A 21,617-nucleotide genomic window follows, 5' to 3' on the forward strand; every position below is an offset into this window, starting at 1 on the left:
AAATTGTCAGGAACAATTTTGAACGCTCAAAGAGCGGCCCTTTAGGGGAAAAGACAGGAAGTTTTTTATAATCCACCTCCCTCCACCATTTTTCTTAGCAGCGCAATAGCGATGCTAGAAAAGGAAGGTAGTACTACTTTCCTATTATGCAGAGATAATTCGATAGAATCTGCGGACGTCGTATAGTGGTAATACCTTAGCCTTCCAAGCTAATGCTGCGGGTTCGATTCCCGCCGTCCGCTCCATCTTTTTTGTCTTGTTGCTGATATAGCTCAGTTGGTAGAGCGCACCCTTGGTAAGGGTGAGGTCGGCAGTTCAAATCTGCCTATCAGCACCAGCATCTAAGATCGACTATCCTTACTATCTCTGTACTTTTTAATTATATAACTTTGTTAATCTACCTAGAGGTATTTTAAAATGGCTAAAGAAAAATTTGAACGTTCGAAACCGCATGTAAACGTTGGTACTATCGGACACGTTGACCACGGTAAGACTACGTTAACAGCTGCTATCTCTGCGGTATTAACAAAAACTCACGGTGGTGAAGTTCGTGATTTCGCACAAATCGATAACGCTCCAGAAGAGCGTGAGCGTGGTATCACAATCAATACTTCTCACATTGAGTATGACACAGCAACTCGTCACTACGCACACGTAGACTGCCCGGGTCACGCGGATTACATCAAAAACATGATCACTGGTGCTGCTCAAATGGACGGCGCGATCTTAGTTGTAGCTGCAACAGACGGTCCAATGCCACAAACACGTGAGCACATCCTTCTTTCACGTCAGGTTGGTGTACCTTACATCATCGTATTCATGAACAAATGTGACATGGTAGACGACGAAGAGTTACTTGAATTAGTAGAAATGGAAGTTCGTGAACTTCTTAACGAATACGAATTCCCAGGTGACGACCTTCCAATCATCCAAGGTTCAGCACTAGGCGCACTTAACGGTGAAGCACAGTGGGAAGAGAAAGTACTTGAGCTTGCAGAGCAACTTGATACTTACATTCCAGAGCCAGAGCGTGCGATTGACGGTGCATTCATCATGCCAATCGAAGACGTATTCTCAATCTCAGGTCGTGGTACAGTAGTAACAGGTCGTGTAGAGCGCGGTATCATCAAAGTTGGTGACGAAGTAGAAATCGTTGGTATCAAAGAGACACAAAAGACAACTTGTACTGGTGTTGAGATGTTCCGTAAGCTTCTAGACGAAGGTCGTGCAGGTGAGAACTGTGGTATTCTTTTACGTGGTACTAAGCGTGAAGAAGTAGAGCGTGGTCAAGTACTAGCTGAGCCAGGTTCAATCACTCCACACACGAAGTTCGAATCAGAAGTATACGTACTTTCAAAAGATGAAGGTGGTCGTCACACGCCATTCTTCAAAGGTTACCGTCCACAGTTCTACTTCCGTACAACTGACATCACTGGTGCTGTAGAGCTTCCAGAAGGTGTAGAAATGGTAATGCCAGGCGACAACTTGAAGTTTGTTGTTGAGCTAATCAACCCAGTAGCGATGGACGAAGGTTTACGCTTCGCTATCCGCGAAGGTGGCCGTACAGTTGGTGCTGGTGTTGTATCTAAGATTATCGACTAATCTTAGCTAACACAGCAACCACTAAAAAAGAGCGCTTAGGCGCTCTTTTTTGTTTTAGGCCACCGAGCGGAGAATCCGTGAAGAGGAATAGCGTTAAGAAAAGTGTCCCAATGGACAGTTTTTAGCGTATTTCGCGAGTTCCTCTGGAACGAAGCTGAGAGTCGTACAGTAGGTGCATTCGTTGGCCGAAAGTGTTCCCGACACGTATTGGCATTTCCTCCTTCCATGGAGGTCATACAAAAATTATCGACTAATCTTAGCTAACACAGCTACCACTTAAAAAGAGCGCTTAGGCGCTCTTTTTTGTTTTAGGCCACCGAGCGGAGAATCCGTGAAGAGGAATAGCGTTAAGAAAAGTGTCCCAATGGACAGTTTTTATCTTTGGCATCCTGCCTTCGACCACAAGGGTTGCGTTGCAATGAAAAATTGTTCCCTACAATTTTTTAGCGTATTTCGCGAGTTCCTCTGGGACGAAGCTGAGAGTCGTACAGTAGGTGCTGGCGTTGGCCGAAAGTGTTCCCGACACGTATCGGCATTTCCTCCTTCCATGGAGGTCATACAAAAATTATCGACTAATTTTTGAAGCCTAAGCTTTATAAGAAAGGGTTGCATTAGCAACCCTTTTTTTATGCCTGTTCTTCCAAACTTCGCGGAGAATCCGTGATGACGATTTAGTTCTAAATTAGTCCTAATGGCCTAATTTACTAAATCGCCACATGCCTCTGGCATGGGGATAAATCATTGTATGATTAACATGAGTCGTACAGTAGGTGCATTCGTTGGCCGAAAGTGTTCCCGACACGTATCGGCATTTCCTCCTTCCATGGAGGTCATATAAAAGATTATCGACTAATCTTAGCTAACACAGCTACCACTAAAAAAGAGCGCTTAGGCGCTCTTTTTTGTTTTAAGGCCACCGAGCGTGATTACTTATTTTTACGCAGCACGTAGCTCAAAGCACCAGGCTAGAACAGGTACGAGTTCGCTTCGTTATAGGTACGAGGAACGAGGTGATTGGTCGCTTCGCTAAAGGAACATGGTGCATGGAGCAAGTTGTTTTACTTTAAGCATTCAGCTTTAAAGCCTATGGCAAATAATTTCTACCGTCATCCCCTGATGTTTTACCACTGCATCTGTTAGCACTTCATTGATCATTTAGTTGTTAATGAAAAAGCCAAAGAAAGAGCGCTTTCGCGCTCTTTTTGTTAACTACAATACTTTGAATATGCGGAATAATTAGGAACCGAGAAATCTGGACATACTCTTTGAACAGTCGCTATATTGGTTTTTAACGAGTCACAATATATGTCAACGCCAGCAATGACTTTGTCAGCGTCATTAAACACGGCTTTCGTCAGAAGTTCGCACTCTGCAGTGTGCGCCCGGATTTCAGCGGCGCTGTAAAAAAGATAACCGGCGAACAAGGCTAGCCCTAGGATTCCTAATCTGCGAAGTCTTTTAGCTGCTTCAGCTTCTAATGCCATAACAAATACCCTCACTAAATGTTTATCACAGGTATGATGACTTAATATACCATCCGTGTTTTGTTGCATTTCGTTAGTAAAAAGCAACGAAACGCTATTAATTATAGTAAATAGTCTTTTAGGTACCCTAATTTACTGCGTTGCACGTAGTTTTAAGTTAGCTAGTTGTGAGATAATGCCGGCATCAATCAAGAGAGCGCAACATGAACAACCAACCGAACAATCCACTCCACGGCTTAACCTTAGAAGCGATACTAACTAAATTAGTCGAACATTATGGTTGGCAGCAGTTAAGTTTAAGAATCAAAATAAACTGCTTTAAGAAAGACCCTTCTGTTAAATCATCGCTTAAATTTTTGCGCAAAACGCCTTGGGCTAGAGAGAAAGTAGAACAGCTCTATATTAATACCTTTTCAAAACCGCGTGTGAACCCATGGGACGGACTGTGAGATGGAATCGATTACTATTTTAGTTGATATCCAAAACATCTATTACACCACACGAGACGCTTATCAAAGAAGGTTTGATTACAATGCCTTTTGGCAGCAAGTCACAGAAGGTAAGCAGGTGAACAAAGCAATAGCCTATGCTATCGACCGAGGCGACGAAAAGCAGCGTCAGTTTCAAAACATACTGCGTGGTATTGGTTTTGAAGTAAAACTGAAGCCTTTTATTCAACGCAAAGACGGCAGTGCAAAAGGTGATTGGGATGTTGGTATTACAGTAGATGCAATCGCCCACGGCAGCGATAGCGATAGAGTTGTGTTATTGTCAGGCGATGGTGATTTTGATGTGCTGGTAAAGCACTTAATTCAACACCATAATACAGAAGTTGATGTTTATGGTGTTGAAAGTTTAACAGCGCAATCGCTAATCAATGTGTCTACTCGGTTTCATCCGATTGACAGCAATTTGCTGTTATGATCTACCAATAGGTTCTTATAGCTAACGTTAAGCCGGCGCCATCATAGTCGCCACCATCTCTCGCACTATCTTCCATCGAAGTATACTGAGCACCAAGGTGCACTTTAAATTTGTGTTCATTGAAATAGTAGTTAACCCCAGCATAGAACTCGTTATAGGTATCACCGTTACCTGACGCTATTTCTCTTTCATAACGGCCAAACTTAATGCCATTGTTTTCGCTACTACTGATAAAGGTATACCTGAGCACCCACTGCAGTCGCTCAGACTGGAAATAGGTCGGCATTAACACTAGACCCCACAGGTCTGATTGGCCCATATCACCAGTCCCCATTGCAAGGTCAGACAAGAAAAGAAAATCACCTGTTTGTAATTCACTACTGACACTTAAAATATTGGAAAAGTTATTCGTGCCAGAGGTTGGATCGACATCATTAAAAACATAGTCAATCGAAACTTTAGCCGAATCAAAACCAGAAATATTGAAGTCTTTATCTAATGTGGCTAAACCAAAGTAACTACCGTCGCTAAATCCGATTTCATCACTCGGGTCACTTGAATATATACCACCCTTATATGCCCAACCACTGCCGAATTTACCTTTAGCGCTAACACCGGTGAAGTACTCGTCAGTAAACCAAAGATTATTGGTGAGGTTGTTACGTTGCGGCGTATAGAGTTTTTTGGATGAGGTTTTACCGCCCAGTGTAAAGCCAGCCGATTGTTTAAGGAAGGTTAATGTCAACGCGTCATTTGCTTTCCACGCTATGTAGGCATCTGTTAGTCGATTATACGAGTCACCCAATTCATTGTTTAAGTTGATGTCAGCTTCAAGTCCTGAGGTAATACTGCCCCACTGACCTTTAAAGCCAAACCTAAAGCGTCGCCAAAGCACATCTTGGTAATCACCTTGGTCGGCATCAAACCAGGCGGAGTCGAGTTGTAATCTGCCAGATAGGTTTAAGTAGTCGCCTTGCTCATTTTTATACAGCTTTGCATAGTCCCATACGCTGTTGCTTTCTTCTTGCGCGTTCGCGTGCAATGTTGTTAAACCGCCTAAAATACTTGTTAGTAACACTAATCTGATATTCCGCATTGCCAGTCTCCCTAGGATGCCTGACTAAATGTTATGCAATTGTTAATCAAACGCCAACAAAAATTTGGCGTTTTTCTATTGAAATCACGCTTTTTTGCCCTTACTTAGTTTTTAACGCGGAATTTTATGACTTTAGAGGTCATTTTTAGGGGGCTACAACTTGTTACAAACCCTAATAACGACGCTATCTGTAGGCCTGTGGTGAATAAATGCGCGAATCGCTTATTTTTTAGTTAAATAAAGTACCACTTTTTATTTAGTGGTGTTATAATCTCGCGCCCGCTCTATTTGGGTGGGATTTTTAAAGGCAGTGACGGGTCAAATTTCTGGCCTTGAATTTATTAACAGCGGAGCACAAAAAATGATCCAAATGCAAACACAGCTAGACGTTGCTGATAACAGTGGCGCTCGACGCGTGCAATGTATTAAGGTCCTTGGTGGCTCGCACCGTCGCTATGCACGCATAGGTGACATCATTAAAGTTGCAGTGAAAGAAGCAATTCCTCGCGGCAAAGTTAAAAAAGGTGATGTACTGAATGCGGTAGTGGTGCGCACTAAAAAGGGCGTTCGTCGCCAGGATGGCTCAGCCATTCGCTTTGACGGCAACGCGGCAGTAATGCTTAATGCAAGCTTACAGCCAATTGGTACTCGTATTTTCGGGCCAGTGACACGTGAACTACGTACTGAAAAGTTCATGAAAATCGTGTCATTAGCACCAGAAGTACTATAAGGAGTCACGATAATGGCATCTAAGATTCGTCGTGATGATGAAGTAATCGTACTTGCAGGCAAAGACAAGGGCAAAACTGGTAAAGTTACTAAAGTTCTTGTTGAAGAAGGCAAAGTATATGTGGAAGGCGTAAACTTAATCAAGAAACACCAAAAACCTGTACCTCAGTTACAGCAAGCTGGTGGCATCGTTGAGAAAGAAGCACCTATCCAAGTTTCAAACGTTGCGATCGTAAACCCTGCTACTGGCAAGGCCGATCGTGTTGGTTTTAGAGTTGAAGACGGCAAAAAAGTACGTTTCTTCAAGTCTAATAACGAATTAGTTTAATTAATATTGGAGTAAACGATGGCGAAACTGCATGATTTTTACAAAGATACAGTTGTAGCTGAACTTCAGAAGAAGTTTGAGTACAAAAGTGTCATGCAAGTCCCTCGGATTGAAAAGATCACCCTTAACATGGGCGTTGGTGAAGCTATTACTGATAAAAAAGTATTAGAAGCTGCGACAAATGATCTTACTGCAATCTCTGGTCAGAAGCCTATGATCACTAAAGCTCGCAAGTCAGTTGCAGGCTTTAAGATTCGTGAAGGCTACCCTATTGGCGCAAAAGTAACTCTACGCGGCGAAAGAATGTGGGAATTTTTAGAGCGTCTTATCTCTATTTCAGTTCCTCGTATTCGCGATTTTCGTGGTTTAAACCCGAAGTCGTTCGATGGTCGTGGTAATTACAGTATGGGCGTTCGTGAGCAAATCATCTTCCCAGAAATCGATTATGATAAAATCGATAAGATTCGTGGTATGGATATTACTATCACTACTACAGCAGAATCTAACGAAGAAGGTCACGCTCTGCTTTCTGCCTTTAACTTCCCGTTCAAGAAATAAGGTGTAGAGTTATGGCTAAATCGTCAATGAAAGCTCGTGAAGCTAAACGTACAAAACTAGTAGCACAATACGCTGAAAAGCGTGCTGCTTTAAAAGCAATCATCTCTGACGTCAATTCTTCTGAAGAAGAGCGTTGGGATGCGGTTTTAAAACTTCAAACTTTACCTCGTGATTCGAGCTCTTCACGTCAACGTAATCGTTGTAACGTGACTGGTCGTCCACATGGTTACTTACGCAAGTTCGGCTTAAGCCGTATCAAATTGCGTGAAGCTATGATGCGCGGTGAAGTTCCTGGTCTTAAGAAAGCTAGTTGGTAATTCACGGGAGTAAATGGTTATGATGACTGATCCTATCGCGGACATGTTTACACGCATCCGCAACGGTCAATCTGCAGCGAAAACTGCAGTAACAATGCCATCTTCTAAGCTTAAAGTTGCAATTGCTAACTTGCTTAAAGAAGAAGGTTATATTTCAGACTACGCAGTAGAAACAGGTACTAAGCCTGAGCTAACTGTTGAATTGAAATATTTTGAAGGTAAAGAAGTAATTGAATCAATCAAACGTGTTTCACGTCCTGGTCTTCGCGTATACAAGGGTGCTACTGAGCTTCCTAAAGTATTAGCGGGTATGGGTATTGCGATTGTTTCTACTTCTAAAGGTTTGATGACTGATCGCGCCGCTCGCTCTGCGGGTCTTGGTGGCGAAATCATCGGTTTCGTAGCGTAAGGAGCAAATTATGTCTCGTGTTGCAAAAGCACCTGTCACAGTTCCTGCTGGCGTTACCGTAACGTTATCAGGTCAAGACATTACAGTTAAAGGTCCAGTAGGCGAACTTTCTCACACGGTTCACGGTTTAGTTGCTGTTTCTCAAGAAGAAAACACAATTACAACTAACGTAGCTGAAGAAAGCAAAGCTGCATGGGCTCAAGCCGGTACTGCTCGCGCACTTATCAACAACATGGTTGAAGGTGTAAGCAAAGGCTTTGAAAAGAAATTAGTTTTAAACGGTGTTGGTTACCGTGCACAAGCTCAAGGTAAAGTGTTAAACCTTAACTTAGGTTTCTCTCACCCTATCGCGCACGACATTCCAGCTGGAATCACTGTTGAAACTCCTAGCCAAACTGAAGTTACACTGAAAGGTGCTGACAAGCAGTTGGTTGGTCAAGTAGCAGCGAACATTCGCGCATACCGTAAGCCAGAGCCTTATAAAGGTAAAGGTATTCGTTATGCAGACGAACATGTACGCCGTAAAGAAGCTAAGAAGAAGTAGGGTAATACGATGGATAAGAAAACATCTCGTTTACGCCGTGCAAAACGTGCACGCGCTAAAATCAGCGAGTTGGGTGCGAATCGTTTAGTCATTCACCGTACTCCTCGCCATATTTACGCTCAATTGATCGCGCCAACTGGTTCTGAAGTAATCGCATCAGCGTCTACTTTAGACAAAGAAGTTAGTGCTCAAGTTGAGAAAACAGGTAACATCGAAGCAGCTGCAGCCGTAGGTAAAGCAATTGCTGAGCGTGCTAAAGCAAAAGGCGTTGAGTCTGTTGCATTTGACCGCTCTGGTTTCCGTTACCACGGTCGCGTAAAAGCGTTAGCTGAAGCAGCTCGTGAAGCTGGCCTTCAGTTCTAGGAGTTGATGATGGCTAATGTAGAAAACACACAACAAAGTGAATTAGCTGAAAAGTTAATCGCCGTTAACCGTGTATCTAAAGTGGTTAAAGGTGGTCGTATTTTCAGCTTTACGGCACTAACAGTAGTTGGTGACGGAAACGGCCGTGTTGGTTTTGGTTACGGTAAGGCACGTGAAGTTCCTGCTGCTATCCAAAAAGCAATGGAAAAAGCACGCCGCAACTTAGTAACTGTTGACTTGAAGGGAACTACTCTTCAACACCCTGTTAAGGGCCGTCACTCAGGTTCTAAGGTATACATGCAACCTGCTTCTGAAGGTACAGGTATCATCGCCGGTGGTGCGATGCGTGCAGTACTAGAGGTTGCTGGCGTACAGAACGTATTGTCTAAGGCATACGGTTCTACTAACCCAATCAACGTTGTACGTGCAACTGTTTCAGCACTAGCGAACATGAAGTCGCCAGAAGCTGTAGCAGCTAAGCGTGGTAAAAGCGTTGCTGACATCTTGGGGTAATTGAACATGGCTAAAACAGTTAAAGTAACTCAAGTAAAAAGCTCTATCGGTCGTTTACCGAAGCACAGAGCTACATTGAAAGGTCTTGGTTTACGCAAAATCAACCACACAGTTGAACTAGAAGATACTCCTTCAGTTCGTGGTATGATTAACCAAGTCTATTACATGGTTAAGGTGGAGGACTAATCGATGCGTTTAAATACATTATCTCCTGCACCAGGTGCTAAATCAGCGAAGAAACGCGTAGGTCGTGGTATCGGTTCTGGTTTAGGTAAAACAGGTGGTCGCGGTCACAAAGGTCAGAAGTCTCGTTCTGGCGGTGGCGTTCGTCCAGGTTTCGAAGGCGGTCAAATGCCATTGAAACAGCGTTTACCTAAGTTCGGCTTTACATCACGTAAGTCGTTAGTACGCGCTGAAGTACGCTTACATGAATTAAACAACGTTGAAGCAGACGTTATCGATATTCATGCTTTAAAAGACGCTAACATCGTAGGTCGTAACATTGAAACAGTAAAGATCATGCTTTCTGGCGAGATCAACAAAGCTATCACTGTTCGCGGCATTGCGGTAACTAAAGGTGCACGTGCAGCCATCGAAGCTGCAGGCGGAAAAATCGAGGAATAATACGGATTATGGCTACACCAGGACTGGATAATAAAGGCGCAGGCGGATTGTCTGAGCTAAAACAAAGATTATGGTTTGTATTCGGGGCACTACTTGTGTTTCGTTTAGGATCTTTCGTGCCAATCCCTGGTATTGACGCCGCTGTATTAGCTCAGTTGTTTGAACAACAAAAGGACACCATCATTGGCATGTTTAACATGTTCTCTGGTGGTGCTCTTGAGCGAGCCTCTGTATTGGCACTTGGTATTATGCCGTACATTTCAGCTTCTATTATCATGCAAATTAGTACTCACGTAGTACCAAGTTTGCAAGAGCTTAAAAAAGAAGGTGAAGCTGGACGTCGTAAAATCAGTCAATACACCCGCTACGGCACTTTAATATTGGCAACATTGCAATCAATTGCGATTGCGAAAAGTCTACCGGGTATGATGCCAGGTCTAGTGTTAAACGCTGGCTTTGGTTTCTACTTTGCAGCTGTTGTTTCTTTGGTTACTGGTACCATGTTCTTAATGTGGTTAGGTGAGCAAATTACAGAGCGCGGCATTGGTAATGGTATTTCTATCCTTATCTTTGCAGGTATTGTTGCTGGTATGCCATCAGCTGTTGGTCAAACAGCTGAGATGGCGCGTCAAGGTGAATTGCACTTATTAGTATTGTTGCTAATTGGCGTTATCGTATTTGCGGTAACTTTCTTCGTAGTGTTTGTTGAGCGTGGTCAACGTCGTATCGTTGTTAACTATGCAAAACGTCAGCAAGGCCGTAAGGTATTTGCTGCACAAAGCACACACTTACCGTTGAAAGTGAACATGGCGGGTGTTATCCCACCAATCTTCGCCTCAAGTATTATCTTGTTCCCAGCGACCTTAGCAGGTTGGTTTGGTCAAGGTGAAGGCGCAGTAGCTGACATGTTACAGAATTTGTCTGCGGCAATTTCTCCAGGTCAGCCGTTATACGTAATGTTGCTTGCGGCAGCGATCATATTCTTCTGTTTCTTCTACACGGCGTTAGTATTTAACCCGCGTGAAACAGCAGATAATTTGAAGAAGTCAGGTGCTTTCATTCCAGGTATTCGCCCAGGTGAGCAGACTTCTCGTTACATTGATAAAGTAATGACACGCCTTACATTAGCAGGTGCGTTGTACATTACCTTTATTTGTTTGGTTCCTGAGTTTATGATGATTGCTTGGGATGTTCAGTTTTACTTCGGCGGTACGTCGATACTGATCATCGTTGTTGTTATCATGGACTTTATGGCACAAGTACAAACTCATTTGATGTCTCATCAATATGACAGCGTACTTAAGAAAGCTAATCTTAAAGGCCACGGCCGCTAAGATTTAACGGAGTAGAAAATGAAAGTTCGTGCATCCGTAAAAAAGATTTGTCGTAACTGTAAGATCGTTAAACGTGCAGGTGTTGTTCGCGTAATTTGTAGCAGCGACCCTAAGCACAAGCAACGTCAAGGTTAATGGTTAACATTAACTTACACAGCTAAATCTTTTAGAAGTGGTATTATGCAGATTTTTCTGTATAATGCCGCATCGCATTGCAAAAAAAGTAGGCAGGTTGAGTATCCTAACGGGCTTTTCAACCTGTAGTTTTTAATTTTTATATAGGAGATGTGTTAGTGGCCCGTATCGCTGGCATTAACATCCCTGATCGTAAGCATGCAGTAATTGCCCTTACTGCGATTTACGGTATCGGTGCAACACGCGCAAAAGCTATTTGTGCAAGCACAGGTATCGCAGAATCAACTAAGATCAGCGAATTAGACGAAGCTCAAATCGATTTGCTTCGTGCAGAAGTGGATAAGTACACTGTTGAAGGTGACTTACGCCGTGAAGTTTCAATGAACATCAAGCGTCTGATGGACCTTGGCTGTTTTCGTGGTATTCGCCATCGTCGCAGTCTACCTCTACGTGGTCAACGCACTAAAACAAATGCGCGCACCCGTAAAGGTCCTCGTAAGCCTATTAAGAAGTAAGCGAGGAGATAAGACATGGCTAAAACACCAGTTCGTTCACGTAAACGTGTAAAAAAACAAGTTGCTGATGGCATGGCTCATATCCATGCTTCTTTCAACAACACAATCGTAACTCTTACAGACCGTCAAGGTAATGCATTATCTTGGGCGACTGCAGGTGGTTCAGGTTTCCGTGGTTCACGTAAATCTACACCTTTTGCTGCTCAGGTAGCTGCAGAGCGCGCAGGTAAAGCTGCACAAGAGTTTGGCTTGAAGAATATTGAAGTATTCGTTAAAGGTCCGGGTCCAGGTCGTGAATCTGCAATCCGTGCTTTAAATGCTGCTGGTTATAAAATCACCAACATTACTGACGTTACTCCTATTCCTCATAATGGTTGTCGTCCTCCTAAGAAACGTCGCGTTTAATTAGGATAGTTGGAGAAAGAAAATGGCAAGATATTTAGGTCCTAAGCTAAAGCTTAGCCGCCGCGAAGGAACAGACTTGTTCCTAAAAAGCGGTGTTAGAGCAATTGACACTAAATGTAAAATCGAAACTATTCCTGGTCAGCACGGCGCTCGTCGCGGTCGTTTATCTGACTATGGTTTACAGCTTCGTGAAAAGCAAAAAGTACGTCGTATCTACGGTGTATTAGAAAAGCAATTCCGTAACTACTACAAGGAAGCTGCTCGTCTTAAAGGCAACACAGGTGAAAACTTGTTACAGCTTTTAGAAAAGCGTCTTGATAACGTTGTTTATCGTATGGGTTTTGCTAGCACTCGTGCAGAAGCACGTCAGCTAGTTAGCCACAAAGCTATCGTAGTAAACGGTCAAGTTGTTAATATTCCATCTTTCACTGTTAAAGCAGAAGATGTGGTTTCAATCCGTGAAAAAGCAAAATCTCAAGCGCGTATCGTTGCTGCTTTAGAACTTGCTGATCAACGTGAGAAGCCAGTCTGGGTTGAAGTAGATAATAAGAAAATGGAAGGCGTGTTCAAGCGTATTCCAGATCGTTCTGATTTATCTGCGGAAATTAACGAACAGTTGATTGTCGAACTTTACTCTAAGTAAAGTTGAACTTTAAAGAGAGGACATAATGCAGGGTTCTGTAACCGAATTTCTAAGACCACGTTTGGTAGAAGTGGAAACTATCAGCACTACGCGTTCTAAAGTTATTTTAGAACCATTAGAGCGTGGTTTTGGTCACACTTTAGGTAACGCTTTACGTCGTATTTTACTTTCGTCTATGCCAGGTTGTGCAGTAACGGAAGTTGAAATTGATGGCGTATTACACGAGTACAGCAGTAAAGAAGGTGTACAAGAAGACATCATCGAAATTCTGTTGAACTTAAAAGGGCTTGCGGTAGGTATTGAAGGCAAAACAGAAGCCGTTCTTACCTTAACTAAGTCTGGCGAAGGCCCTGTAACGGCAGCTGATATTCAGCATGACGGCGATGTAACTATCGCTAATCCAGAGCACGTTATCTGTCATTTAACAGGTGACGGTTCAATTGACATGCGTATTAAAGTTGAAATGGGACGTGGTTACGTTCCAGCATCAGCTCGTCGTAATGCCGAAGAAGAAGATCGAGCTATCGGTCGTTTATTAGTAGATGCGTCTTTTAGTCCTGTAGAGCGTATAGCCTACGATGTTGATTCAGCTCGTGTTGAACAACGTACGGACTTAGATAAATTAATCATCGATATGGAAACTAACGGTACGTTAGATCCTGAAGAAGCGATTCGTCGTGCTTCAACTATTCTAGCTGAACAGTTAGATGCGTTTGTTGAATTACGCGATATCTCAGAGCCGGAGCAAAAAGAAGAGAAACCTCTATTTGATCCGATTCTACTTCGTCCAGTTGATGATTTAGAATTAACAGTACGTTCAGCTAACTGCTTAAAAGCAGAAGCAATCCAATATATTGGTGACCTTGTGCAACGTGCTGAGGTAGAGCTTCTTAAAACACCTAACTTAGGTAAGAAGTCACTTACTGAAATTAAAGACGTATTAGCTTCTCGTGGTTTATCTCTAGGTATGCGCCTAGAAAACTGGCCACCAGAGAGCCTAGCTGATAACGATTAATTCGGTCAACGTAAATTATTAGTTAAGATAAGGATTAACTTATGCGCCATCGTAAAAGCGGTCGCCAGTTAAACCGTAATAGCAGTCATCGTCAAGCGATGTTCCGCAATATGGCAAGCTCTTTAGTTAAGCACGGTGTTATTAAAACTACAGTTGCTAAAGCTAAAGAATTACGTCGCGTTGTTGAGCCATTAATTACATTGGCTAAAGAAGACAGCGTAGCAAACCGTCGTTTAGCGTTTGCACGTACTCGCGATCAAGAAGTAGTAGGTATTTTATTCAACGAACTTGGTTCTCGTTACCAAGATCGCCCAGGTGGTTACACACGTATTCTTAAGTGTGGTTACCGTACTGGTGATAAAGCACCTATGGCTTTCATTGAGTTAGTAGATCGCCCAGTTGCAGAAGAAGCTGCTCAGGTTGAAGAAACTAGCGCAGAAGCATAATTCAGTTTTGAGTTATCAAAAAACGGAGCACTTAGTGCTCCGTTTTTTTATGGGTAAACGTTAATCGCTTGACCAGACTCACTATTAAACGTATAAAAATAGGTCCGCTATTTTATTGTCCATAGCGATTGGCAGAAACAACAATAAGGTTAAAAAATGTCAGCTCGAAATCCTATCATTGCAGTTACCGGTTCTTCAGGCGCTGGAACATCAACCACGACGGAATCGTTTGAGCACATTTTTCGTTCCTTAAATATCAAACCTGCCATGGTGGAAGGCGATAGTTTTCATCGATTTTCTCGTCAAGAGATGGGTGTAGAACGACGTAAGGCTGAAGAAGAGCAGCGCACCATAAGTTACTTTGGCGAGCAGGCAAACGACTTTGATTCACTAGAAAGCCTTTTTAAAGACTACTCAGAGCGCGGAGTGGGTAAAGTGCGCCGCTATCTGCATACCTTTGACGAGGCGGTACCATATAACCAAATGCCAGGCACGTTTACGCCATGGGAAGATATGGGACAGGGTACAGACTTGTTATTTTATGAAGGTCTTCACGGTGGTGTAGTTACCGAAAAAAATGATGTAGCTAAACATGTCGACCTACTGATAGGCATGGTTCCTATTGTTAACTTAGAGTGGATACAAAAGATTCACCGAGATATCAATCAGCGTGGACATAGCAGGGAAGCCGTAACCGCTTCTATTGTTCGAAGTATGGAAGATTATATTTCTTACATTACACCTCAATTTTCAAAAACACATATTAATTTTCAGCGTGTACCAACAGTAGATACCTCTAATCCATTTAGTGCCAAAGCAATACCAACGCTAGATGAAAGCTTTGTTGTTATTCGATTTAGAGAATCAAGCAATGTCGACTTTCCTTATTACCTAAGAATGATTCAAGGTTCATTCATGTCGAGAGTTAACACCTTAGTGGTACCTGGTGGGAAAATGGGCTTGGCAATGGAGCTTATTTTAAAGCCATTGATACAAGATCTAATGACGAAAAAGGCGGAAGCTAATAGTCAGCTCGATTGGATGAGTGATTTGTAACACCACCTAAATGGGCTAATATAAACGAGCCCAATGCTAGCTTTATATCAAGAAAGCTATACTTTACTGATAAAATATAGCTTCTTAAATTTAGCTATTTACGATTTCATAGCTGTGGGTAATATTAACCGCTTTATTGAGCATTAGGGCAACAGAGCAATATTTGTCAGCAGATAAATTCACGGCGCGTTCAACATGCTTTTCAGCAACATCGGTACCGGTGATCACAAACGTTAAGTGAATATCACTAAACAAACGCGGTACAGTGTCGACACGCTTACCTTCTAGGTGCACTTCACAGCCTGTAACCTGTTGACGTGCTTTTTGCAAAATACTGACAACATCGACAGAGGAACAACCACCTAGAGAAAGTAAAACATTCTCTAGTGGGCTCGGCGCCGTCTTACCGCCATTGGCATCTAAAATTAAAGAGTGGCCGCTTTCAGAAATACCCATAAAGGTCTCTTCACCTACCCATTTTACCGTTGCTTTCATGTGTTTAATCTCTTAATTAAAGTGCCGCAAATATAAAACGAAACTTACCCTTGTACAACTATTGTTTATTGCGCGTTTGTACTTTCAAAAATTTTGTCGGCAGACGCCGCAACAAAGCCGGTATAAAGCTTACCATCTGGCATGGGATAGCGTTTGGCAAATTCGTAGAAACAACTTGGAATTTCCATTTCAACATCGCTAAATGAAACTAATGCTTTGTCAGCAAGTGTCGATGATTGTTCTAACTTAACGGTCTCATCGCCTTTCACTTCACCACCTGAACTATTAAGCTTGAAACCAGCATCTTTTAGCGCTTGATTAACTGCGTGTATATCATCAAAATTTTCTAGATGATTAATGCTCACGGTAAAATGATTGGCTCTATAGCCCCATGCTGCCATCCACGCTGCATATTCACTCTCTGCCAATAACGTTTGGTAATCTTGATAGCTAACCTGCCAATGAGTGCCTGAATACAAAAAGTCTTCTCGAGATGCTACATCAGCAGGCATTTGATCTACTAAGCGGTGAATAATGCTTTGCACCTCTGGCGAAAACTCTTCAACTAACAATTCACTGATGAAGACCTTAGGCATAGTGTCATTAGGGTGTTCATAATGTTTTGCGACGAGTTTCTTTTGTTCGAAGTGATAGTCGCCACAAGCCTTGTAACCCAATTTGGTTAAATGTTGAGCGAGTTTATCTAGTCCTATCGAAGGTAAATTGAAGGTCCTGTACGCAACATGATCATTGATTACATCGCCACCAGAACCAAGCAATTGATGAATTTTTTTAGCAGACGGCGTGACCGTAAGATAGTCTTGCCAAATTTTATCGAATAGCGCTTGAACTTGTTGTGTCATTTTTCATTCCTTATCATTAGGGTGAAACGTGTCAGTACGCGCGTGCAAATAAATCAGGGCGAATACTGACATTCGCCCTGTTATTAAATTTGGTCGATACTTTTAAAGAATCCTGGTTTACTGGCTGCTGTCGCAGGTAGGGTTAAGTATAAATGCATCGACTTATATGCCTATATGGTTAAACCTGGGCTTAACTGTGCAGGCAATTGTACTTTGTCGGCTTCTACTGATGCTACCGGGTAAGCACAGTAGTCAGCGGCGTAGTAAGCACTTGCTCTATGGTTGCCGCTCGCGCCAATACCACCAAATGGGGCCGCACTGCTAGCACCAGTAATTGGCTTGTTCCAGTTTACAATACCCGCTCTAATTCTTGCGAAAAAGTGTTGGTAATCAGCTTCGTTGTCTCCTAGGAAACCCGCAGACAAACCAAAGCTCGTATTATTCGCTTCATTAATCGCTTGGTCGAAATCATTGTAACGATAGATTTTTAACAATGGTCCGAAGTGCTCTTCATCAGCCATACTAGCTAATGAAGTTACATCGACAATACCTGGCGAAACAAAACCAGTGCCTGCTTCAAGGTGTTTTAATTCAACTAGTGAAGTAGCTCCTTGCGATAGTAACGACTGATAAGCGTCAACTAAACCCAGCGCCGCTTTTTCAGATATCATTGAACCGATGAAAGGTTGCTCTTCATCATCATAAAAACCAATTTTAATCTGTTTAGTGACTTCCACTAATTTATTGATAATACGATCACCCTGTTCGCCAGCTTCGATAAACAGGCGACGAGCACAAGTACAACGTTGCCCTGTGGTGACAAAGGCTGATTGCACAATATCATGCACTACAGCATCAACATCGGCGACGTTTTTAACAATCAACGGGTTATTACCGCCCATTTCTAATGCCAAAATTTTACCCGGCTGACCGCCAAATTGTTGATGTAATAGGTGCCCAGTATTTGAGCTACCTGTGAAAAACAAACCATCAATTTGAGGGTGTGATGCTAGTGCTTTTCCTGTCTCTACTTCACCTTGTACTAGGTTTATAACACCGTCTGGTAAACCTGCCGCTTGCCATAGCTTCATTGTTTCTTCAGCTGTTTTTGGCGTTAATTCGCTTGGTTTAAACACAACCGTATTACCAGCAATTAGCGCAGGGACAATGTGACCATTAGGAAGGTGGCCAGGGAAGTTGTATGGACCAAATACCGCAACCACGCCATGTGGTTTGTGGCGGATAAAAGCTTTAGCGCCAGGCATGTCGTTTTCTACGGTACCTGTACGTTCATCATAAGCACGCAGCGAAATAGCAATCTTGCCGATCATAGCGCCAACTTCGGTACGGGTTTCCCATAGTGGCTTGCCGGTTTCTTGTGCAATTGTGGTTGCTAACGCTTCTTTTGCATCGGTAAGCTTTTCAGCAAAACGCTTTACCAGTTCAATACGTGATGACAAAGACGTTTGGCCCCATGATTCAAACGCAGTACGAGCGCTTAAGATAGCATCATTAACTTGCGCTTCTGTGGCACTTAAACCACGCCATATTTCTTCATTTTTTGCTGGATTCAGTGAAAACACTTCATGGCCTTGGCCAGCTAACCATTGACCGTTTATAAATTGGATGTTCGATGACATTATTTATCTCCGAATAGATACTAGGCGCTTACTATGCGCACCCAGTCATCTTTTTCAACGCCGAGTGCATCGGCAACTTGCTGACTGATAACAACTTGGTTTGCGGTTTCTCGATGAAGCAGCGGCGCTGCTGTCGCCCTAAAATCTTTGACTTTAGTATTACAAATAAGAAACTGCTGACTCTGCTCGTCAACTTCATCAATGATTACTTGGCAGGCATCACTTTGCTTAACAGTGCGAATATCGTCTAGTTTTGCTTCTACCGTAGGACCAGCATCGAAAATATCGACATAGCCGCCACGCGAAAAACCTTCACCTTGCAGTAATTTAAGTGCTGGTACCGTATTTTTGTGCACTTTATTTATCACTGCTTGCGCAGCGTCACTTAATAAATTGACATAAATAGGGTATTTCGGCATTAATTCAGCGATGAACTGCTTTTTGCCAATGCCAGTAAGATAATCTGCAGTTGGAAAGTCTATTGAGAAAAAGTGGTCTTGTAACCAATCCCAAAACGGAGAGCGTCCTTGATCATCCGAAACACCGCGCATTTCTGCAATAACTCTATCTGCAAAACGTTTTTGGTGTTGAGCCATAAATAAAAATCTAAAACGAGACAATAGTCTGCCGTTATTATTTTTTCGATGGCTTTTATTTAAAAATAGCGTGCAGATTTCAGTCACGCCCGTGTAGTCATTACACAGGGTTAAGGTATCTACAGATTTGTATATGTTGAGCTCTCGTGAGCTGTGAACTACTTTACCAAGGTGGTAGTGATAAAAGGCATCGGTTAATCCGACAGAGGCTTCAATGCCACTAGTACCAACCACTTTGTTGGTTTTAGTGTCTTCCATCACAAACAGATAGCTTTCTGTCCCAGGCTTGGTGACGTTTTTGGCAAATGATGCTTCGGACGCGGCTATACGGTTTCTAAGTAACTCTTCATTAACCGGCAGGGAAGTAAAGCCGTGGCCAGATTCCACGGCAATATTTTCCAAATCTGAATAATCGTTTGCTCTAATTGGGCGAATGATAATCATGATGTTGGCTTTTTAATTTATCCAGCAGTAACTGCAGCTACAGCTTTTTCAAATCGAGCCATACCTTCATCAATCAACTCATCTTCGATCACCAAAGAAGGCGCGAAACGAATAACATTTGCACCCGCTACCAGCGTCATAAGACCTTGCTCCATAGCAGCAACTAAAAAGTCTTTAGCTCTACCTTGGTACTTTTCATTTAACACAGCACCAATTAATAAACCTTTACCACGTACTTCACTAAATACGTTGTACTTTTCGTTTATCGCATTTAATGCTGCAAAATATCGTGCCGATTTATTAGTAACGCCAGTTAAAACGCTTGCGTCATTGACCGTATCAAAAGCTGCTTCTGCTACTGCACAGGCAAGAGGGTTACCGCCATAAGTACTACCATGTGTGCCAATTTTTAAATGCTTAGCAATCTCAGTTGTTGTTAGCATAGCACCGATAGGGAAACCGCCACCCAACGCCTTAGCCGTTGTTAGAATGTCAGGTGATACGCCAAGGTCCATGTAGGCGTATAAGTGACCTAAACGTCCTACACCTGTCTGTACCTCATCAAACACAAGCAATGCATTGTGCTTGTCACATAGCGCACGTACACCTTGTACAAATTCGCTTATTGGCTCAATAATACCGCCTTCACCTTGCAATGGTTCCATCACAATCGCACAGGTATTATCAGAAATAAGCGCTTCTACGCTTTCAAGATTGTTGTATTCGGCATGCACAACATCAGCAGGCTTTGGACCAAAACCGTCAGAGTATGCTGGCTGACCACCAACAGTAACAGTGAAAAATGTACGACCGTGGAAGCCTTGTTTAAACGCAATAATTTGCGATTTGTGCTCTCCAAAGTTGTCGATTGCCCAACGACGCGCAAGCTTTAATGCTGCTTCATTTGATTCTGCGCCTGAATTGGCAAAATACACTTTTTCTGCAAAGGTGTTGTCGACTAACTTTTTAGCAAGACGAAGTGCAGGTTCATTGGTCATGACATTAGATAGATGCCACAGTTTTTCACCTTGCGTTTTTAACGCATCAACTAATGCAGGGTGACAATGACCTAAACAATTTACGGCAATACCGCCAGCGAAATCGATGAATTCTCGATCTTGCTGATCCCAAACGCGTGAACCTTGACCTCGCACTGGAATGACTGCTGAAGGTGAGTAATTAGGTACCATTACCTCGTCAAAAAGTGCTCTATTCACGGACATAGAATCTGCCATTATTTGCTCCCACTTGTTTAATAATTAACTATTAGAACTCGCCATTATTACAGAAAAAAGCATGCATGTCTTGCCAACACCTTTCGATGAAAGGCACGGTTCTACTGCGATTGCGTAAAATATTCACTTAGTTTGCATAACTATATATTGCACCAAAATAGGTCATTAAAACGGCGCTATAGGGGGTATGTAAATATTTGTAATTTTCCTAACTATTGGCGAAACATAAATAATCAAAAATATTTTTATAAAAATTTTCGATAAATTCACTTTTTTATGAATAATAGCGCAAAATTTAAGCGGATATTCAGTTTGTTATAGATATTTTTTGAAAAAATTTGAAAGCAATTGATGTCCTTGCGCGGTAAGCACAGACTCGGGGTGAAATTGCACGCCAACAATAGGCAGTGACTTATGTTCTATTGCCATAATTTCTTGTTCGCCCAACTCATTATGATGCCAAGCTGTTACATTGAGCGAGTCTGGCAATGAACTGGGCTCGATAACAAGCGAATGATAACGAGTGACGGTTAATGGGTTTGTTAAACCCTCAAATGCGCCTTCGCCCGTGTGAGTAATTTCTGATGTTTTACCATGCATAACTTTGTGCGCTTTTATAATGTTAGCACCAAAAAACTGGGCAATAGTTTGATGGCCTAAACACACGCCTAATATGGGTAAACGTTGAGCAAAATGTTCAAGTACTGTGAGCGATATGCCTGCTGCATCTGGATTGCATGGGCCTGGCGATATAACAATAGCTTGCGGCGACAATTGCTCTATTTGTTCGATGGTAATGTCGTCATTTCGATAAACAATAACCTCCTGCCCTAACTCCTTAAAATAGCGGACAAGGTTAAACGTAAACGAATCATAGTTGTCGATCATTAAAATCAATGCAGGGCGCCCTAATGGTTTATATCGTTGGCAAAAATAGGGCGCTATTCTAACGCAAAGTTGTGCAATGTTTAACGATTGTCGCTAAATATAAATCCAAGCAATATTGCGAAAGTGCAAACTATGGTAGCCAATGCAGGCGAACTAATCGCTTGAACAAGCGAATCGCTAATGACGGGTGATGGAGCGCTGGGTATTGAAAAACTAAATACCTGTGTAAGGTTTGAAAACCATTGCCCAAGCGGCAAAGTGAGCGCAAATATCGCTGCAAACAAGACAACAATACTAGCGATTATGCGATTCTTAGCACGCTGATAAGACTTGATACGCTGCATCGTTTGCACAGTAAAGCCATTATCCTCAATTTCAGGCAGTGGTTGTTGTAAAAGGGAATCTAAATTGTCCAT

The 21,617-nt window shown here is 42.5% G+C and carries 30 protein-coding genes and 2 tRNA genes; 23 read left to right on the forward strand and 9 right to left on the reverse strand.

Features of this window, described 5'->3' with window-relative positions:
* Positions 1–171: 171 nt before the first annotated feature.
* The 3 genes from QUD85_RS01585 to tuf all read left to right on the forward strand — a co-directional run bounded on the left by QUD85_RS01585 (position 172) and on the right by tuf (position 1,602).
* Positions 172–245: transfer RNA gene (locus tag QUD85_RS01585), tRNA-Gly, on the forward strand.
* A gap of 16 nt (positions 246–261) precedes the next feature.
* Positions 262–337: transfer RNA gene (locus QUD85_RS01590), tRNA-Thr, on the forward strand.
* A gap of 80 nt (positions 338–417) precedes the next feature.
* A complete protein-coding gene (gene tuf / locus QUD85_RS01595) occupies positions 418–1,602 on the forward strand; it encodes an elongation factor Tu (RefSeq protein ID WP_286219620.1) in 1,185 nt (394 codons plus the stop codon).
* Between the two features lie 1,205 nt (positions 1,603–2,807).
* Here tuf and QUD85_RS01600 read toward each other — a convergent pair.
* Positions 2,808–3,086, reverse strand: coding sequence for a hypothetical protein (locus QUD85_RS01600; RefSeq protein ID WP_093331358.1), 279 nt, complete (start codon positions 3,084–3,086; stop codon positions 2,808–2,810).
* A gap of 203 nt (positions 3,087–3,289) precedes the next feature.
* On the opposite strand from QUD85_RS01600, the gene QUD85_RS01605 reads away from it, so the two are divergent.
* Together QUD85_RS01605 and QUD85_RS01610 are read left to right on the forward strand one after the other, a co-directional pair.
* Positions 3,290–3,535: a VF530 family protein gene (locus QUD85_RS01605; protein ID WP_093331361.1), complete on the forward strand. Its 246-nt coding sequence runs from the start codon at positions 3,290–3,292 to the stop codon at positions 3,533–3,535.
* A gap of 1 nt (position 3,536) precedes the next feature.
* Positions 3,537–4,010, forward strand: a complete 474-nt coding sequence (locus QUD85_RS01610) for a LabA-like NYN domain-containing protein (RefSeq protein WP_093331364.1) — start codon at positions 3,537–3,539, stop codon at positions 4,008–4,010.
* A 1-nt stretch (position 4,011) separates the two neighbouring features.
* Here QUD85_RS01610 and QUD85_RS01615 read toward each other — a convergent pair whose 3' ends face one another.
* Positions 4,012–5,106: a porin gene (locus tag QUD85_RS01615; RefSeq protein ID WP_093331366.1), complete on the reverse strand. Its 1,095-nt coding sequence runs from the start codon at positions 5,104–5,106 to the stop codon at positions 4,012–4,014.
* Between the two features lie 361 nt (positions 5,107–5,467).
* Here QUD85_RS01615 and rplN point away from each other — a divergent pair, with 361 nt between their 5' ends.
* The 18 genes from rplN (at position 5,468) to QUD85_RS01705 (ending at position 15,040) form a co-directional block, all read left to right on the forward strand.
* On the forward strand, positions 5,468–5,836 hold the full coding sequence (rplN, locus tag QUD85_RS01620; protein WP_093331584.1) for a 50S ribosomal protein L14: 369 nt from the start codon (positions 5,468–5,470) through the stop codon (positions 5,834–5,836).
* Positions 5,837–5,848: 12 nt separating this feature from the next.
* Positions 5,849–6,163 carry a 50S ribosomal protein L24 gene (gene rplX / locus QUD85_RS01625; protein WP_093331369.1) on the forward strand — a complete coding sequence of 105 codons (315 nt, stop codon included), beginning with the start codon at positions 5,849–5,851 and terminating at the stop codon, positions 6,161–6,163.
* An 18-nt stretch (positions 6,164–6,181) separates the two neighbouring features.
* Positions 6,182–6,721 (forward strand): 50S ribosomal protein L5, encoded by a 540-nt coding sequence (gene rplE / locus QUD85_RS01630; protein WP_093331371.1) that lies wholly within the window; start codon positions 6,182–6,184, stop codon positions 6,719–6,721.
* Positions 6,722–6,732: 11 nt separating this feature from the next.
* Positions 6,733–7,038, forward strand: coding sequence for a 30S ribosomal protein S14 (gene rpsN / locus QUD85_RS01635; RefSeq protein ID WP_093331374.1), 306 nt, complete (start codon positions 6,733–6,735; stop codon positions 7,036–7,038).
* Positions 7,039–7,057: 19 nt separating this feature from the next.
* Entirely contained in the window at positions 7,058–7,447 is a 390-nt protein-coding gene (gene rpsH / locus QUD85_RS01640; protein WP_407705084.1) for a 30S ribosomal protein S8, read from the forward strand.
* A 10-nt stretch (positions 7,448–7,457) separates the two neighbouring features.
* Complete coding sequence (gene rplF, locus QUD85_RS01645; protein ID WP_093331379.1) at positions 7,458–7,991, forward strand: 50S ribosomal protein L6; 534 nt, start codon at positions 7,458–7,460, stop codon at positions 7,989–7,991.
* 9 nt (positions 7,992–8,000) lie between these two features.
* Complete coding sequence (gene rplR / locus QUD85_RS01650) at positions 8,001–8,354, forward strand: 50S ribosomal protein L18 (protein ID WP_093331382.1); 354 nt, start codon at positions 8,001–8,003, stop codon at positions 8,352–8,354.
* 9 nt (positions 8,355–8,363) lie between these two features.
* Positions 8,364–8,867, forward strand: coding sequence for a 30S ribosomal protein S5 (gene rpsE, locus QUD85_RS01655; RefSeq protein ID WP_093331384.1), 504 nt, complete (start codon positions 8,364–8,366; stop codon positions 8,865–8,867).
* A 6-nt stretch (positions 8,868–8,873) separates the two neighbouring features.
* Entirely contained in the window at positions 8,874–9,053 is a 180-nt protein-coding gene (gene rpmD / locus QUD85_RS01660; RefSeq protein ID WP_093331387.1) for a 50S ribosomal protein L30, read from the forward strand.
* 3 nt (positions 9,054–9,056) lie between these two features.
* Positions 9,057–9,491: a 50S ribosomal protein L15 gene (gene rplO / locus QUD85_RS01665; protein ID WP_093331389.1), complete on the forward strand. Its 435-nt coding sequence runs from the start codon at positions 9,057–9,059 to the stop codon at positions 9,489–9,491.
* Between the two features lie 8 nt (positions 9,492–9,499).
* Positions 9,500–10,825 (forward strand): preprotein translocase subunit SecY, encoded by a 1,326-nt coding sequence (secY, locus tag QUD85_RS01670; RefSeq protein WP_093331392.1) that lies wholly within the window; start codon positions 9,500–9,502, stop codon positions 10,823–10,825.
* A gap of 18 nt (positions 10,826–10,843) precedes the next feature.
* Positions 10,844–10,960 carry a 50S ribosomal protein L36 gene (rpmJ, locus tag QUD85_RS01675; protein WP_093331394.1) on the forward strand — a complete coding sequence of 39 codons (117 nt, stop codon included), beginning with the start codon at positions 10,844–10,846 and terminating at the stop codon, positions 10,958–10,960.
* Positions 10,961–11,118: 158 nt separating this feature from the next.
* Entirely contained in the window at positions 11,119–11,475 is a 357-nt protein-coding gene (gene rpsM / locus QUD85_RS01680) for a 30S ribosomal protein S13 (RefSeq protein ID WP_093331397.1), read from the forward strand.
* Positions 11,476–11,490: 15 nt separating this feature from the next.
* Positions 11,491–11,880: a 30S ribosomal protein S11 gene (rpsK, locus tag QUD85_RS01685; protein WP_093331400.1), complete on the forward strand. Its 390-nt coding sequence runs from the start codon at positions 11,491–11,493 to the stop codon at positions 11,878–11,880.
* Positions 11,881–11,902: 22 nt separating this feature from the next.
* The gene (rpsD, locus tag QUD85_RS01690) at positions 11,903–12,523 is read left to right on the forward strand and encodes a 30S ribosomal protein S4 (protein ID WP_093331402.1); all 621 of its coding nucleotides are present in this window, start codon (positions 11,903–11,905) and stop codon (positions 12,521–12,523) included.
* Between the two features lie 25 nt (positions 12,524–12,548).
* Positions 12,549–13,538 (forward strand): DNA-directed RNA polymerase subunit alpha, encoded by a 990-nt coding sequence (locus QUD85_RS01695; protein WP_093331405.1) that lies wholly within the window; start codon positions 12,549–12,551, stop codon positions 13,536–13,538.
* A 41-nt stretch (positions 13,539–13,579) separates the two neighbouring features.
* A complete protein-coding gene (gene rplQ / locus QUD85_RS01700) occupies positions 13,580–13,984 on the forward strand; it encodes a 50S ribosomal protein L17 (RefSeq protein ID WP_093331407.1) in 405 nt (134 codons plus the stop codon).
* Positions 13,985–14,140: 156 nt separating this feature from the next.
* The gene (locus QUD85_RS01705; RefSeq protein ID WP_093331409.1) at positions 14,141–15,040 is read left to right on the forward strand and encodes a phosphoribulokinase; all 900 of its coding nucleotides are present in this window, start codon (positions 14,141–14,143) and stop codon (positions 15,038–15,040) included.
* A gap of 90 nt (positions 15,041–15,130) precedes the next feature.
* Here the strand turns inward: QUD85_RS01705 and QUD85_RS01710 are convergent, their stop codons facing one another.
* The 7 genes from QUD85_RS01710 to QUD85_RS01740 all read right to left on the reverse strand — a co-directional run bounded on the left by QUD85_RS01710 (position 15,131) and on the right by QUD85_RS01740 (position 21,617).
* The gene (locus QUD85_RS01710) at positions 15,131–15,535 is read right to left on the reverse strand and encodes an OsmC family protein (protein WP_093331412.1); all 405 of its coding nucleotides are present in this window, start codon (positions 15,533–15,535) and stop codon (positions 15,131–15,133) included.
* Between the two features lie 65 nt (positions 15,536–15,600).
* Positions 15,601–16,398 (reverse strand): DUF1338 domain-containing protein, encoded by a 798-nt coding sequence (locus QUD85_RS01715; RefSeq protein WP_093331414.1) that lies wholly within the window; start codon positions 16,396–16,398, stop codon positions 15,601–15,603.
* A 170-nt stretch (positions 16,399–16,568) separates the two neighbouring features.
* Positions 16,569–18,038, reverse strand: a complete 1,470-nt coding sequence (gene astD / locus QUD85_RS01720; RefSeq protein ID WP_093331417.1) for a succinylglutamate-semialdehyde dehydrogenase — start codon at positions 18,036–18,038, stop codon at positions 16,569–16,571.
* A 20-nt stretch (positions 18,039–18,058) separates the two neighbouring features.
* Positions 18,059–19,078: an arginine N-succinyltransferase gene (astA, locus tag QUD85_RS01725; RefSeq protein ID WP_093331419.1), complete on the reverse strand. Its 1,020-nt coding sequence runs from the start codon at positions 19,076–19,078 to the stop codon at positions 18,059–18,061.
* 17 nt (positions 19,079–19,095) lie between these two features.
* Positions 19,096–20,301, reverse strand: a complete 1,206-nt coding sequence (locus QUD85_RS01730) for an aspartate aminotransferase family protein (protein WP_093331586.1) — start codon at positions 20,299–20,301, stop codon at positions 19,096–19,098.
* A gap of 327 nt (positions 20,302–20,628) precedes the next feature.
* The gene (locus QUD85_RS01735; protein WP_093331422.1) at positions 20,629–21,210 is read right to left on the reverse strand and encodes an anthranilate synthase component II; all 582 of its coding nucleotides are present in this window, start codon (positions 21,208–21,210) and stop codon (positions 20,629–20,631) included.
* 71 nt (positions 21,211–21,281) lie between these two features.
* A complete protein-coding gene (locus tag QUD85_RS01740; protein WP_093331425.1) occupies positions 21,282–21,617 on the reverse strand; it encodes a hypothetical protein in 336 nt (111 codons plus the stop codon).

This window comes from Thalassotalea agarivorans, assembly GCF_030295955.1.
GTDB classification, from domain to species: Bacteria; Pseudomonadota; Gammaproteobacteria; order Enterobacterales; family Alteromonadaceae; genus Thalassotalea_D; species Thalassotalea_D agarivorans.

Coding starts and splice junctions, on each gene's coding strand:
- tuf (WP_286219620.1), top strand. CDS start 418: ATGGCTAAAGAAAAATTTGAACGTTCGAAACCGCATGTAAACGTTGGT.
- QUD85_RS01600 (WP_093331358.1), bottom strand. CDS start 3,086: ATGGCATTAGAAGCTGAAGCAGCTAAAAGACTTCGCAGATTAGGAATC.
- QUD85_RS01605 (WP_093331361.1), top strand. CDS start 3,290: ATGAACAACCAACCGAACAATCCACTCCACGGCTTAACCTTAGAAGCG.
- QUD85_RS01610 (WP_093331364.1), top strand. CDS start 3,537: ATGGAATCGATTACTATTTTAGTTGATATCCAAAACATCTATTACACC.
- QUD85_RS01615 (WP_093331366.1), bottom strand. CDS start 5,106: ATGCGGAATATCAGATTAGTGTTACTAACAAGTATTTTAGGCGGTTTA.
- rplN (WP_093331584.1), top strand. CDS start 5,468: ATGATCCAAATGCAAACACAGCTAGACGTTGCTGATAACAGTGGCGCT.
- rplX (WP_093331369.1), top strand. CDS start 5,849: ATGGCATCTAAGATTCGTCGTGATGATGAAGTAATCGTACTTGCAGGC.
- rplE (WP_093331371.1), top strand. CDS start 6,182: ATGGCGAAACTGCATGATTTTTACAAAGATACAGTTGTAGCTGAACTT.
- rpsN (WP_093331374.1), top strand. CDS start 6,733: ATGGCTAAATCGTCAATGAAAGCTCGTGAAGCTAAACGTACAAAACTA.
- rpsH (WP_407705084.1), top strand. CDS start 7,058: ATGATGACTGATCCTATCGCGGACATGTTTACACGCATCCGCAACGGT.
- rplF (WP_093331379.1), top strand. CDS start 7,458: ATGTCTCGTGTTGCAAAAGCACCTGTCACAGTTCCTGCTGGCGTTACC.
- rplR (WP_093331382.1), top strand. CDS start 8,001: ATGGATAAGAAAACATCTCGTTTACGCCGTGCAAAACGTGCACGCGCT.
- rpsE (WP_093331384.1), top strand. CDS start 8,364: ATGGCTAATGTAGAAAACACACAACAAAGTGAATTAGCTGAAAAGTTA.
- rpmD (WP_093331387.1), top strand. CDS start 8,874: ATGGCTAAAACAGTTAAAGTAACTCAAGTAAAAAGCTCTATCGGTCGT.
- rplO (WP_093331389.1), top strand. CDS start 9,057: ATGCGTTTAAATACATTATCTCCTGCACCAGGTGCTAAATCAGCGAAG.
- secY (WP_093331392.1), top strand. CDS start 9,500: ATGGCTACACCAGGACTGGATAATAAAGGCGCAGGCGGATTGTCTGAG.
- rpmJ (WP_093331394.1), top strand. CDS start 10,844: ATGAAAGTTCGTGCATCCGTAAAAAAGATTTGTCGTAACTGTAAGATC.
- rpsK (WP_093331400.1), top strand. CDS start 11,491: ATGGCTAAAACACCAGTTCGTTCACGTAAACGTGTAAAAAAACAAGTT.
- rpsD (WP_093331402.1), top strand. CDS start 11,903: ATGGCAAGATATTTAGGTCCTAAGCTAAAGCTTAGCCGCCGCGAAGGA.
- QUD85_RS01695 (WP_093331405.1), top strand. CDS start 12,549: ATGCAGGGTTCTGTAACCGAATTTCTAAGACCACGTTTGGTAGAAGTG.
- rplQ (WP_093331407.1), top strand. CDS start 13,580: ATGCGCCATCGTAAAAGCGGTCGCCAGTTAAACCGTAATAGCAGTCAT.
- QUD85_RS01705 (WP_093331409.1), top strand. CDS start 14,141: ATGTCAGCTCGAAATCCTATCATTGCAGTTACCGGTTCTTCAGGCGCT.
- QUD85_RS01710 (WP_093331412.1), bottom strand. CDS start 15,535: ATGAAAGCAACGGTAAAATGGGTAGGTGAAGAGACCTTTATGGGTATT.
- QUD85_RS01715 (WP_093331414.1), bottom strand. CDS start 16,398: ATGACACAACAAGTTCAAGCGCTATTCGATAAAATTTGGCAAGACTAT.
- astD (WP_093331417.1), bottom strand. CDS start 18,038: ATGTCATCGAACATCCAATTTATAAACGGTCAATGGTTAGCTGGCCAA.
- astA (WP_093331419.1), bottom strand. CDS start 19,078: ATGATTATCATTCGCCCAATTAGAGCAAACGATTATTCAGATTTGGAA.
- QUD85_RS01730 (WP_093331586.1), bottom strand. CDS start 20,301: ATGTCCGTGAATAGAGCACTTTTTGACGAGGTAATGGTACCTAATTAC.
- QUD85_RS01740 (WP_093331425.1), bottom strand. CDS start 21,617: ATGGACAATTTAGATTCCCTTTTACAACAACCACTGCCTGAAATTGAG.